Here is a 12,769-nt window from a genome sequence, read left to right on the forward strand (position 1 = left end):
GTGATAGATATATTAACAGATGGAATAACACTACATTTCTCAATACTGGACTAGCATAATTTCCCCCCCCCCTTCAGCCGGGAATATCCCTGATTACGACAAAGACCTACCTCCATCTCACCACGGGATAGACCGGAGATGACCGCGTGCATGGCCCGAGTCGGGCGGTCGCGAATACCTCGGAAGCCACGTCCCTGTTCCACAGGGAGATCGGCGAACTGCGAAAAATCCCCCGGACGATCTTGGCTCATCAAACCTCTGGGTCCTCACCAACCAGAAGCTCTGGCGCCGAGACTAGGTGTTTCCCGGCGGGATCGCAGAAGCGGAGGTGCCTGATGTGGTCTGAGTGCGAAGACGGAATCAAGACGGAGCGGAAAGTCTACCTCCTCATGCCGGGTCCCCGGGAAATCATCCACTGACAGTAGAAAAACCATGCAGCCGCCCACCCGGTCCGACTCGAAGACGGGACGCTCTGGTTCTGTGGGATGGTCGAAGACGACCCCGCCGGCACAGGGGAAGGACCGTGATGCCTTTTGTCTGCATCTCGTACACCCACGACCCTTTCCTCCTCAGCTGCCAGGTATGCAACGATCTCCAGGTTTGGATGATTTGATACTCTTACCACATTTTCTGCAATACATTTTCGTGAATTATTTTCGGCATTCACAAGCCCAACCGTGATTACCGTCATTGCTGTGTTTGACTGAACAAGTGTCGTATCAGTGCATCTGAATGATCTCATGGAAACGAGCCCTGATGTCCCATTGCAGGGTGTACGAGACCTCTTCTGGGCAATATGCAGAATATCACCTGAAAACTCTTATATTCAAGATAAAAAGATTAAACCGGAGAAAAGAGAAAAAATCAGGCAATTGTACATAATACCATATGATCACCGCAAAGATACCACGGGCAAGCAGACTGCCTTTTGTGAGAACTTCTGGTTCCATGGGGTATGTATCGGAGATTTTTGTAGTAACGTCCATCGGAAAAAGTTTCAGAGCCTGAATTCGGCAAGATCTTCTTTTAACCTTACCGACCGGCCCCTGACTTCGGATCTCTCTGCCATGACATTCCCAAGTGACACACATATCTAGAGCGATTGACGCAAGGCCGGAGATCTTATGCTCATTTTCCTGTCCGATGCCACAGATAACATTAATTCCGCCACTTTTGGCAAGCATTCCGACCAGATCCTGAATACTTCTCTTACACATCCGGTAAGCATCCCGTACCCAGAGCATGTCCACAAGACAGATGAGCTCATCACTCGTTTTACCCTCCTCATTAACATAAGGAATAGCAAGGAACGCAACTTCACGAACCTAGGACGGGGACCGGCAAATGGCATCACCTGACCATTTATTCTGGTTTTTGAAGACCTTAGTGGTATCAAATTTATAACTAGGATAAAAGAACAGTACTTTTCTAATCAGACAACTATTCACACATATGGGCTTTGATGCTTCCAAATGTGATTTCTCCCGGTGCAAAGGTGAATGCCTGACAAAGTGCCCCTATGTCTCGTATGATGAGAAAGAGGCAAAAAACCAGATCAATTCCCTAATCAAAGGTGATATGACACCTATCCTCAAAGAGTGCATCACCTGTGCCGCATGTAATGAGTACTGCCCGCTCGGTGCAAACCCCTGGGACCTGATCCTCTGGCGGCAGGAACAGACCCAGGTACTGGGAATCCCAATAGATGCAAAACCTGCATCAGACTGGCTGGTAAAACCAAAGATGGTCAGAACTGGAAAACCCGGCGGGGCACTCATATCACTCTGTGGTATTTATGAGGTTGTTCCCCAGCAGGAATTCCTTACCGGCATGATGTTTGATAAAGCCACCCTCATCGGTGGAGGGGAGTATTGTTGCGGGTTTACCGAGACCCATCTCGGACGCGGTTCCAGACCATATGAATTCCTCCCGACCCTGGTCAGAAACCTTGCCGATGCTGCGAAAGAATACGGGGTATCAGAGATCGTATTCACCCACGATGCCTGTTATAACGTGCTGACAACCATAGCGATGCAGCAGCGTATCGAGGTTCCATTCAGGCCAATTCATATCCTTGAGTACATCAGAAACTGGCTGCTTGATCACACGGACAAAATTCGCCCTCTCAACATGAAGATAGCCTATCAGGGAGGATGTACAACCCGGTATGCGGCAAAGGGAGGTGAGACCTGGAAAGACTGGCTTATAGAGATCCTAAAACTCGTCGGTGTTACCTGTGTTGAGGACAAGAGAAAATATACCGGGAATAACCGGCTGTGCTGTTGCTGCAGTATCTTTCATACCCAGCATGACCGGGCGATGAAATTTCAGCAGATGAACATACAGGACGCCATTGATGCCGGTGCTGAAGGGTACTGCTTCATCTGCCCGGCTTGTGTCTCGGTTATGCGGATGACCTGCAAAGAGATGAACCTGACACCCTATTACATCACCCAGCTTGTAAAGATGGCACTCCACGAGGATTTGGGAAAAGCCGGCACTGCAGCATTCGGATACCCCGTGAAGTAGTGAAAATAATACGGGTACCTTTTATTTTCCAAATGTATAGTATCATGAGATATGGAGGATTTTCATGGTCATATTTACCAGGGAGATGAAGGATGCCCTGCGTGTTCCGGGAAAAGGTGGAAGCCTTATCTATATGGCAACGAGCAGTCTTGACGGAAAACCAAATATCGCAGCAATGAGGTTTGTGGCAACCCATGGTGATGACAAGATCCTGATTTCAGATATGTTCCTGCTCAAGACCAAGATGAACCTGAAGGAGAACCCGGAATGCTGCATCGCTATCTGCCATCCGCTTGATTCAGGAAGAGACTGGGTCTTTAAAGGGAAGGCAATTGACATCGAATACGGCTTTCCTCCGGATTTTGACTGGTACGGGGTAACAGCAAAAGAGATACTTGACAAGTGGGGAGACTGGGCCAGCCTTGAACCACCCAAAGAGGTTCCACCTGACATCGTATTTCCAAAACCGGCCCAGCGTGGCGTTGTCGTTCTCCATGTAGAGGAGATTTATTCAATAGAGAAAGGAAAAACCGGAGAACGCATCCAGTGAGGTGAAAAGTATGTCATTAGTTCTGACTGAGCGGATGAAAGGATGGATTGAACTGATGGGATGCCACCTGTGTGTTGCAACGCCGGAGGGCGTGCCTTGGGTGACCGTATCACGGTTTGCAAAAGTCACAAAACCCGACCAGATCTCCTTTGCCATGGAGAAGGGTGAGATCGGTGTCATCGAGGCTGCCCTTTCAAAGAATCCCTGGGTGGCAATTGGTGTATCAAGACAGGGAGGTATCCGAGCCCCTTACCAGTTCAAAGGGAGAGGAAAAGTCATCAGATCTGGAGAGGAGTTTGACACTATCAGGGGAATGGCAACAGGGATTGATACCGACGCGGTCCTGATTATTGACCTGACCGAACTCTACTGTACAAAGCCCGGAGCAGAAGCCGGACAACGGCTTGATATAATGTCTCCTGATGCAGTCGATGCATGGGAGAAGGCCCGGTGGACCGATATTCCAGGCAAATAGACAGATTTAAAAACATCTTTTTTCAACATTTCCCCGAAATGGGAGAAGAAGACACCGGGAAAACCCCGAACAAATTCCCCTGGTTTGAACCCTTTGCCTGTGAAGGGTGTGGGGACTGTATTACCGTCTGCCCCACCGGATCACTTGAACTCCTCGATAACGAGAATCAGAAAGTTCCCAAGGCATGGGTAACGAACCCTGACACCTGCATCGGGTGCGGCAAATGTGCGAAAGCCTGTATTGTCGGTGCAGTCCAGATGACACGGTACGTGGATATGGCAAAGAAACGATATAAGGAAGAAGAGAGGCCGGTTTAGACACGCTCGTACGTTGCCTGAAAGGATTCAAGGAGAACTTCCTCGTTTAATCTGCCAAAATGATAGATTTTTCCGGTGGTACAGTCATTTACGGTCAGTTCTGCCGGTGAGAATCCAAGATATGAACCAATATTGACAATATCATAATTTGCATTTCTGAACAGTTCATAAAAGGGACGTCCGTACATCTCTGAATTGTCAGACGTTATCCTTGAGAAGTCATCTGAATAGAACCGTGTGGAGATAATGACCGATCCATAATAAATATTACAATCATTGGTCACTCCCATCGCCTGTTCAAACGTCCGTTTCACCGGAGCAACCGGGGACCTTCCTGCTGCATTGACAATATTGGAGAGATCATAGCCCATATCCTCAAGCTTGTGCATGGCCATGGTGACAATCCGCCCTGATATCTGAATTGAACCGACTATACTTCTGGTGGAGGCAACAAGGGCATAAAGACAGGATGGTTTTACCCCGCACTTGTCTGCTATATATTCACAGACTTCTGCATCCGGAAGCATCCCTGCCTCAAGTGTAATAATGGCGACGTCCGAGGTATCATAATACTGAATCGCCTGATATGTTCCTTTTGGCTTTAACGCAAGTGCACGGGCCGGTCCAGACCCCATCGCAAAGAAGCGGTTTCTTTTAATGACCCATCCTGCCTTCTGAGAACCAAGACAGGCGATGATCGGGTGCTTCACGGTCAGGTGGACAAAAGGAAAAATCTGTCCTGCAATCGGCTGATGGACGATGGTGGGTTCAATTAATCCCCCGGCGCAGACTTTCAGGAATTGCAGGCCGGCTTCATGGCACCCGTTTTCCATCACCCCGCAGTCAATCAAAGTAGCGCCGTTCTCAAGGCTATGAACTTTTATACCCAAAATCTCTGCGTTGCGTATCATATCAAGCACAACAGGAAGGGCATTGGTATTTACACTAATCATACGAATTAGGACACCAGTCTATCGGATTACTGGTTCCAGGAAGATAAAACCCCATCGGTTTTCTTATAGGATATATTCGATGGCGAAATCAGCATTAGACATACAATTTCGCAGTTATTGTTCAGATTCAAACCGATACATCGCTCTCGGCACAGAGATCTCAAACCGTGCCCCTTTTCCATACTCACCGGTCTCGGTGATGCTAATCCCGGTCATTGCCAGGACCTCTGAAATGAAGTAGAGACCAAATCCCGAGTTCTTCCCGTACCCAAGGATAAATATCCGATCTTTTTCCTCTGAAGGAATCCCCACCCCATTATCCTCCCATATGATCCTGATCCCCTGCTCATCGATTCCCATGTAACAGGATATCTCAGTCACATCACCCCCATGATTGACCGAGTTATGATAGAGGTTGGCAAAGACATGATCCAGCATGGGATCTGCATACAAGGCCAGATCCTGTGGGATCGCACACCTCACCGGGATATTGGAGGTATGAATGTGTTCGATAAGATGGGCAACATTCTGCCAGGTTGGAGAATGGACCCCAATCTGCTCATATTCTCGTGAAAAGTTTACCAGATTCTCAATCCTTTTCAGAAACCCGATAATGGTATCAAAAATCCGTTCTCTCTCAGCAGGATCTTCAAAATCATTCAGCAGAAGCATGTATCCCCGGATGGATGTTACCACATTCATTACATCATGACGGGTTATTGACTGAAGAAGCCGGAGTTTTCGGGATATTTCTGATATTTTCTTCTCATTAACTACGTTCTCTGTGATATCCAGGCAGAATCCAAGGACCTCCCCCCCTTCAAGCAGAATCGCATCTGCTTCGACATATACAATATTTTTGTTCTTTCCGATCAGGGTTACATTTTTATGAACATATCCCCTTTCGAAGAGAGTTTCAAAAACGATCCTGGTTTCTGGCACCTCTTCAGGCAATATCAGATCAAATACACTCATCTGAGTGATCTCTGCAGATGAGTACCCGGTCAGCTGCTCTCCTGCCGGGTTTGTGTAGGATATGCGGCCATACCGATCAAATATTACAACAAGATATGGAGCTTTTTCAAGGTATAATTTAAATTTCTCTTCACTTTTTAAGAGTGCTATCTCCGCTTCCTTTTCCCTGGTAATATCAGAAATAATCCCTATGATCTTCGATCGCGTATCAGGGGCAGGGTCAAAGAACCCCTGGATCTGAATCCAGATATACCTCCCGTTTTTATGCTTTATCCGATATGAGATATCAAACTCCTCTGATTCAGAAACTGCCCTGCTGAATGTATCAAAGACATTCTGGTAATCATCCGGATGAATGATATTCATCCAGAGTTCCTTTCCATTTCTGAGTTCCTCAGGAGCATACCCGATCACATGGCCGGCACTCTCATCCATGAGAAGGATATCATTATCAATATCATATTCATACGCAATCTGTCCGGTCCTGGCAGTTAACTTCTCATACCGCTGTTTCCAGGAAAGAGCCTCATTTCGCACCCTCTTCTTCTCAGTAACATCTTCACCAATACACATGTACCCAAGGAACCGCCCCTTCTCATCGCGCATGTCAGTATTGATGATATCAAGATCCCGGATCTCTCCTGACCTGAGGAGGATTTTCATCTCTTCATGCTGGGAGATGGATTCCTTTGAAACAGCCTCCTTATACAGGCGTTTTTTCATTTCACGAAGGTCGGGAGGTACCGCCATCTCAAAGAAGTCCTTGTGGAGAAATTCATCCCTGGTCCACCCGGTCAGAGAGAGCAAATAGTCATTGCAATATTGAACTATCCCGTTTTCATCCAGGTGAAAAGCCACCATATGGATTCGGTCAAGGGTCTTTCGAAACCGTCTTTCATTCTCCCGTGCCAGATTTTCTATCGCATTCTTCTCATACAGAGATCGTATCTTGTGAATCAGATCGGTGAACTGGCCGAGAAAATCCCCACCCTTTTGCAGATAGTAATCCACTCCATTATTGATCGCCTGAATGACCACCTCTTCCCTGCCCCTCCCGGTAAAGAGAATGAATGGAAGTCTTCCATATCTCTTCCTCACTTCCTTCAAAAGTGAAATTCCGTCCATCACCGGCATCAGATAATCAGAGACAATGACATCAAATAACTCATGCTCAAGGAGGTCAAGAGCGGCATGAGCGGTAGAACAGAACGTAACAGAAAGATCGGCTTCTCTCTTGAAAAATTTGGAGACTATGATGTGGTAATCAGTATCGTCATCAACATAGAGGATGGAGATAGTCATTAAATATAGAATGAATGGTTAATCTGATGGACCATAAAACTGATGATAAGACGAACGGGTTGCAGGTCTGGGACTTCTGGTGCTTGTCAGGATATATATCAGCTGGGCTTAGGCAGTCGAGATTGAGAGGCGATGACCCTGGCAGCCGGTATCGTGAAAAAAATTACCTGATAAAGGTAAACGCTGATTTCGGCTCTTTACAGATCGGACATCTCCAGGTCGACGGCAGGTCTTCGAAGGATGTTCCGGGAGGGATGTTCTGGGTTGGATCGCCCTTATCAGGATAATAATACCATCGGCAGGGGTCACACCGCCATATTCCTTCCTTTTTGGTTGTGGTCGATACAACACGCTTCATCATATATACATAGGATTTCAGAGGTAATGACCCTTCAGGGAGATTTTTAAGGTATCATAGAATATGTTCTTTCATGACTCGTCCGGACGCAATTACACGGGCACAGATGCCACCATCATCCAGAGAAAATCCGCTCACACCGGTAATAATCGGAATCATTGTTGTGATCATATTCTTGGCCCTGCTCCTTCTCTTCACCGTTGTGATACCTCTTACTGCTGAACACGGAGCTGAAAAGCGATCTGACAGGTTTGATTTCGCCGTGAATAATGCCGTGAACCAGGCGATGGAAAATGTACATGAAAACGGGACGATTTTTCAAAAAGAACCATCAGTTCCCATGAGCCCGGGTCTGCTTGCAATAGAAAAGCCATTTGAGGAGGAGCAGGAACTGCAAGCACAGAGTTGACCCAATTTATCCTTTCTTTTCGTCTCCGGATAACTGATACCAGAACAGAATATACTCTTCCTGCGTAATGTAGCCCTTCTCTTTGAGTTCATCAAGTTTCCATGCAAGAACGGGAGGTATCCCCTGACTTTTTCTCTTCAGTTCGACGTTTTTCTGTCGTTCCCGCTCTTCAATAAATCCGGTTGCCATAATGGCAGATGGAAGTGCAAGGACAAGAACCCCGGTCATGGTGACGAACCCGGCAATCAACTTTCCAAGCGGAGTGACTGGAATAATATCCCCATATCCGACGGTTGTAACCGTCATCACCGCCCACCAGAGGGCCGCGGGAATACTGGAGAATGCATCAGGCTGGGCTGGATACTCGACAACATACATGATGGTTGAAGAGAAGAGGATGATAAACACCAGGAAAAAGAGCATAATAGCAAATATCTCTTTTTTCCGCACTATTACCCGTCTGAGCTGGACAATAGATTCTGAGTACCGGGTAAACCGTCCCAGTTTGAATATTGATGACAGACGAAAGAGTCGGATGATCATGATGGCTTGGGGGAAAAAGAACGGAATAAATATGGGGAGAATGGATATCAGGTCAATAATCAGATATAAATGGAATGCATACCTGACCCGGTCGGTGATCATACGGACCGGATTGTGCGTATCGGTGCAGGCCCACATGCGAAGACCATACTCACAGACGAACACTGCCATACAGATATTCATGATGATTGTCAGAATATCGCCATGGTGCTCTGCAATCGGGCGAACCGTCGATAAAATAATGGCAATGGCATTTGCGAGGATTACCGTTGCGAGTATTCCGTGGATGACAACGGCAGTCCTGTCATGCCATGCTGGCGTATCCAAAATATAGTGAATACGGGTTTTTATCGAATTTACCTTCACATACACCCGGGGGTACTCCTGAATTATATCGGCTCTCCCCACGTTCCTTCGTTAAAAGTGGAGTTCCCGATCCACCGGGACGTATTTGCGACGAGATCAACGGCATTTTCCATATAAGTCAGGTTCTCCGGTGACGTAAAGTCTCCATGGTAATGGTACACCTTTTTTACATTAGTGCCATTTCTGACGGTCAGTGTGGCTGTTGGCATATCTGTGATGTTCAGATAGGCATATGAATCATTCAAATCCAGAAAACCACCTTCGATAAGCCGATCATACAAATCAATGACCAGAGCAGGATCAAGAGAGTCAGTCCGATTTCCGGCAGCCTCTACATACATCTCACCCATCCAGGTGATCGTTCCATTCCCAAAAAGCGAGACCGAATACACCGGACAGGTTCCAAAACACATGCCACGCTCAAGAGTGATTTCAATATCACGGACCGCCTCCTCTGATGAGAGGTTAGCCAGCCCGGAAGGGAAAAGCAAGCACACGAACAACACCCAGAAAAGCACCGCAATTCGTCTGTTCATACTGGTATTATGTCATACCTGGTAAAAAAGGTGGGGAACGGGTTATACTGAATAGGCTGTGGCAGGGATGTCGGCTGAAGGGATGGCCTCCGGGACAGGGCTGGTATATCCAGATATCTCTTCTAACAAGCGATATATCTCCTCGAGTTCATCTGGGTGAGAGACCCCTGCCTTCTCATACTGGGCAATGGCAGTCTCAAGTGCTGTTTTCGCATCACTGAACCGGTTCAGAGAGTACAGCACCCGCCCTTTCCCTGCATAGGATGCCCAGTTCGAACCTGCGCCTTTTGAATAGGATATTGCCTGAGTATATGCCTCTAGAGCCGAAAGGTATCTCTTCTGGCTCTCAAGGGCAAGACCAGACCCATACCAGGCATCAGATGAAGAAGGCTGGAGCTCTATGGCTTTTTTAAAGGCGTTATATGCCGCACGGTAGTTCCCTCCTTCAAGAGCTGCATACCCCTCAGCAACATAATCCTCAAAACCTTTCGGGACTTCAGTTGGAACAGGAGTATAACCATAATCGAGAACAGTGCTCATCAGGTTTGGATCAATCTGTGCAAGCAGCCAGTTCGGGGCTGAAAAAAGACTCCCATGCGACCATCCGTCGGTACCGGCGATCATACCGGACGGGACAACCCCATCAGCATAGGGATAACCGGAGGAGAATACCATGCATCCGGAGAGAGCGAGTACTGACAGAACCAGTACCATGATTGGAACTGCAGATCTCATACATGGATGATCTCATACGGGAAATAAATACATTCTCAGGAAAAGAGGGAGAACTCAGAGATCACCCTGCTTTTTCGAGTGCTTCCTGTGCGGCATCAGTCTCACCTAGCATCTCTAGTGCCTGGGCAAGGTCACGGTACATTGAAGCAAGTTCATCAGGCATATTTTCTCCGGACTGTTCATACTGGCTGATGGCAACGGTCAAAGCATCCTTCGCGTTCTCATACTGGTTCAGGGCAAGATAGGATCTTCCCTTTCCGGCATTCGGACCCCAGCTTGATGCAGGCTTTTTCGAGTATGATACCGCCTTCGTATAGGCATCTATTGCAGAGAGATACCGTTTCTGATTTTCAAGAGCAAGACCCCTGCCATACCATGCCTCGGTGGATGTCCCGTTTATTTCAAGAGCCTTTTCAAAGGACTTGAGAGCATCCTTATAATTTCCCCCTTCCAGGTACGCCCATCCTTCCTTGACAAGGTCCATTGCAGTCGGTTGAGTCGGGGTCGGCTCTACCAACTTGGTCCCGAAATAATCCATCTTGCTCATCTCCCGCGATTCATCGTCAAACTGTTCCAAAAGCCAGTTTGGTGCAGAGAAGAGACTACCATGTGACCATCCGTCATCTGCTGCCAGCACCCCTGCCGGAATAAGAAGCCCGGTAAGAATGAGGGAGATATACAACACCTTCCGAATCATTCCTCAAAGGTTATGAAAAAAAGAATAAAAACATGTCAGGTGGTTCAGATACTCATATCCTATGAATGATCACCGCGACCGTTCTTCTGTTCTTCTTCGAACCGTTTCATCTCCATCTCCCTGAGATCCTTTCGTTTGATCTTACCTGAAATGGTTTTTGGAAGTTCTTTTACAAATTCAATCTTTCGTGGATATTTATAGGGAGCCGTGATAGACTTGACGTACTCCTGAATCTCCCGTGCCAGTTTTTCAGAGGGTTCATAACCGGCTTTCAGAACGATGAACGCTTTCACAACAAATCCCCGGATGATATCAGGTGACCCGACAACCGCAGCCTCTTGCACGGCCTGGTGCTCAATAATTGCACTTTCAACCTCAAATGGCCCGATACGATACCCTGACGCTTTGATGACATCATCATCACGGCCTACAAACCAGAAGTACCCATCACCATCCCTGACCGCCCGGTCACCGGTATAGTAAAACCCGTCTCTGAATGCATTTGCGTTTGCTTCTTCATTCCCCCAGTATTCCATGAAGAACCCGACCGGACGGGGATCGGTTTTGATTGCGATGGATCCTTCTTCCCCTGGCTTGACCGGTTTTCCGTCCTCATCATGAAGTTCGATCACCCAGCCCGGAGAGGGTTTTCCCATCGACCCGTACTTCGGTTCCATGCATGGGAATGTCCCGACACACAAAACCGTCTCGGTCTGCCCATATCCTTCGTATATTTCAAGGCCGGTTGCATCTTTCCATGCCTTAATGACTTCAGGGTTGATGAGTTCCCCGGCACTTACACAATGCCTGAGCTCAGAAAAGTCATACTTGCGGAGATCAGCCATAATCAGCATCCGGTAGATGGTCGGCGGTGCACAAAAAGTGGTTATCCCGTACTTTTCAATAAGCGGGAGAAGTTCGGTTGCATTAAACTTGTTCCGGTAGTCATAAACAAAGATTGCAGCACCCTCAATCCACTGTCCGAACAGTTTCCCCCAAGCAGATTTTGCCCACCCGGTATCTGAAACGGTAAAGTGCAGATCATTATTACGCACATCATGCCAGAACCGGGCGGTGACGATATGACCAAGCGGATATGCCTGAGAATGCAGCACCATCTTTGGTTCACCGGTTGTGCCGGATGAGAAGAAAATAACCATCGGATCGGTCGCCTTTGTCTTTCTCATCCCCTTCAGGTTGATAATTCGTGAGGAAACCGGTGCAGGATAGGTCAGTTCACGCGGATATGAAAGCCATCCATCACGTGCACCATCCACAACCATCTTTGTCTCAAGTGTCGGGCAAATACTGGCAATCTCCTCAACCTTATGGGCGTTCTCCATATCGGTGATGACCATCTTTGCCTCTGACGTTTTGATCCGGTATGCCAGATCCTTCGGGGTCAGCATGGTAGGAGCCGGGATGTACACTGCACCGATCTTGATAAGGGCGATTACCATGAACCACCACTCAGGCACTCGGTGGAGCATGATAAGGACCCGGTCTCCCTTACCGATTTTGTACTTGATCATCATGTTGACGATCTCGTTAGACCTGCGTGAGATGTCGCGGAATGTAAAGAACTTCTCTTCTCCCTCCTGGTTGGTCCAGACCATTGCTAATTTGTTCCGGTCCTTTTTTGCCCACGCATCGACGACATCAAACCCGAAGTTAAAATACTCCGGAACCTCTATCCGGAAATTCCGGTAGGTTTCATCATAGTTCTGCATATTATGCCGGTGCGGTGCCGGGGAGTCATCAATGATCGGGCTTGAATTCCCACACGGATATATACCATACCCGGAGAGCTTTCGAAGCTGCCGGGTACATGCCTCATTGATCCAGTCAGAGCGGGAAACCTGCCTGACAACACATTCCTGATCAACCCGCCGGGTCAGATCATCATCCATGGTAATAGAGAACCGAACCATCTGTACTAATCTGGTGCACCAGATTGTAAAAGAGTTGTGAATGGGTGAACCAGTATTTATAGAAACTTTTGCACGTACTGGAGCTTCCGGATA

General features: G+C 47.6%; 15 protein-coding genes. 5 read left to right on the top strand and 10 right to left on the bottom strand.

The genetic code is table 11. The features are described 5' to 3' along the window. Window positions 1–50 precede the first annotated feature (50 nt). Together MHUN_RS18760 and MHUN_RS12390 are read right to left on the bottom strand one after the other, a co-directional pair. On the bottom strand, window positions 51–251 hold the full coding sequence (locus tag MHUN_RS18760; protein WP_143709490.1) for a hypothetical protein: 201 nt from the start codon (window positions 249–251) through the stop codon (window positions 51–53). A 555-nt stretch (window positions 252–806) separates the two neighbouring features. After that, window positions 807–1,244 (bottom strand): hypothetical protein, encoded by a 438-nt coding sequence (locus tag MHUN_RS12390; protein WP_048067510.1) that lies wholly within the window; start codon window positions 1,242–1,244, stop codon window positions 807–809. Window positions 1,245–1,452: 208 nt separating this feature from the next. Here MHUN_RS12390 and MHUN_RS12395 point away from each other — a divergent pair, with 208 nt between their 5' ends. The 4 genes from MHUN_RS12395 (at window position 1,453) to MHUN_RS12410 (ending at window position 3,871) form a co-directional block, all read left to right on the top strand. After that, window positions 1,453–2,529, top strand: coding sequence for a (Fe-S)-binding protein (locus tag MHUN_RS12395; RefSeq protein ID WP_011449340.1), 1,077 nt, complete (start codon window positions 1,453–1,455; stop codon window positions 2,527–2,529). 64 nt (window positions 2,530–2,593) lie between these two features. Next, the gene (locus tag MHUN_RS12400; RefSeq protein WP_011449341.1) at window positions 2,594–3,079 is read left to right on the top strand and encodes a pyridoxamine 5'-phosphate oxidase family protein; all 486 of its coding nucleotides are present in this window, start codon (window positions 2,594–2,596) and stop codon (window positions 3,077–3,079) included. A gap of 10 nt (window positions 3,080–3,089) precedes the next feature. Continuing rightward, a complete protein-coding gene (locus tag MHUN_RS12405) occupies window positions 3,090–3,554 on the top strand; it encodes a hypothetical protein (RefSeq protein ID WP_011449342.1) in 465 nt (154 codons plus the stop codon). 38 nt (window positions 3,555–3,592) lie between these two features. Continuing rightward, window positions 3,593–3,871, top strand: a complete 279-nt coding sequence (locus MHUN_RS12410) for a 4Fe-4S dicluster domain-containing protein (RefSeq protein WP_011449343.1) — start codon at window positions 3,593–3,595, stop codon at window positions 3,869–3,871. Here MHUN_RS12410 and mch read toward each other — a convergent pair. The 3 genes from mch to MHUN_RS12425 all read right to left on the bottom strand — a co-directional run bounded on the left by mch (window position 3,868) and on the right by MHUN_RS12425 (window position 7,462). Beyond that, a complete protein-coding gene (gene mch, locus MHUN_RS12415) occupies window positions 3,868–4,824 on the bottom strand; it encodes a methenyltetrahydromethanopterin cyclohydrolase (RefSeq protein ID WP_011449344.1) in 957 nt (318 codons plus the stop codon). The two genes, MHUN_RS12410 and mch, sit on opposite strands and share 4 nt — an antisense overlap. Window positions 4,825–4,938: 114 nt before the next feature. Beyond that, window positions 4,939–7,101: a PAS domain S-box protein gene (locus MHUN_RS12420; protein ID WP_011449345.1), complete on the bottom strand. Its 2,163-nt coding sequence runs from the start codon at window positions 7,099–7,101 to the stop codon at window positions 4,939–4,941. A gap of 163 nt (window positions 7,102–7,264) precedes the next feature. Further along, window positions 7,265–7,462 carry a rubredoxin gene (locus MHUN_RS12425; protein ID WP_011449346.1) on the bottom strand — a complete coding sequence of 66 codons (198 nt, stop codon included), beginning with the start codon at window positions 7,460–7,462 and terminating at the stop codon, window positions 7,265–7,267. Window positions 7,463–7,532: 70 nt separating this feature from the next. Between MHUN_RS12425 and MHUN_RS12430 the strand changes: the two genes are divergently transcribed. Beyond that, window positions 7,533–7,868, top strand: a complete 336-nt coding sequence (locus MHUN_RS12430; protein ID WP_011449347.1) for a hypothetical protein — start codon at window positions 7,533–7,535, stop codon at window positions 7,866–7,868. Window positions 7,869–7,874: 6 nt separating this feature from the next. On the opposite strand, the gene MHUN_RS12435 is transcribed toward MHUN_RS12430, so the two are convergent. The 5 genes from MHUN_RS12435 to MHUN_RS12455 form a co-directional block, all read right to left on the bottom strand. Continuing rightward, window positions 7,875–8,819, bottom strand: a complete 945-nt coding sequence (locus tag MHUN_RS12435; RefSeq protein WP_143709492.1) for an ion transporter — start codon at window positions 8,817–8,819, stop codon at window positions 7,875–7,877. Beyond that, a complete protein-coding gene (locus tag MHUN_RS12440; RefSeq protein ID WP_011449349.1) occupies window positions 8,801–9,274 on the bottom strand; it encodes a DUF6438 domain-containing protein in 474 nt (157 codons plus the stop codon). Before MHUN_RS12440 ends, MHUN_RS12435 begins: the two co-directional genes overlap by 19 nt. Before the next feature lie 81 nt (window positions 9,275–9,355). Then, complete coding sequence (locus MHUN_RS12445; protein ID WP_011449350.1) at window positions 9,356–10,048, bottom strand: tetratricopeptide repeat protein; 693 nt, start codon at window positions 10,046–10,048, stop codon at window positions 9,356–9,358. 61 nt (window positions 10,049–10,109) lie between these two features. After that, window positions 10,110–10,745, bottom strand: a complete 636-nt coding sequence (locus tag MHUN_RS17705; RefSeq protein WP_011449351.1) for a tetratricopeptide repeat protein — start codon at window positions 10,743–10,745, stop codon at window positions 10,110–10,112. A 59-nt stretch (window positions 10,746–10,804) separates the two neighbouring features. Then, window positions 10,805–12,676: an AMP-binding protein gene (locus MHUN_RS12455; RefSeq protein WP_048067512.1), complete on the bottom strand. Its 1,872-nt coding sequence runs from the start codon at window positions 12,674–12,676 to the stop codon at window positions 10,805–10,807. Window positions 12,677–12,769: the final 93 nt, after the last annotated feature.

Origin of the sequence: Methanospirillum hungatei JF-1, from assembly GCF_000013445.1 — an archaeon.
Lineage (GTDB): Archaea > Halobacteriota > Methanomicrobia > Methanomicrobiales > Methanospirillaceae > Methanospirillum > Methanospirillum hungatei.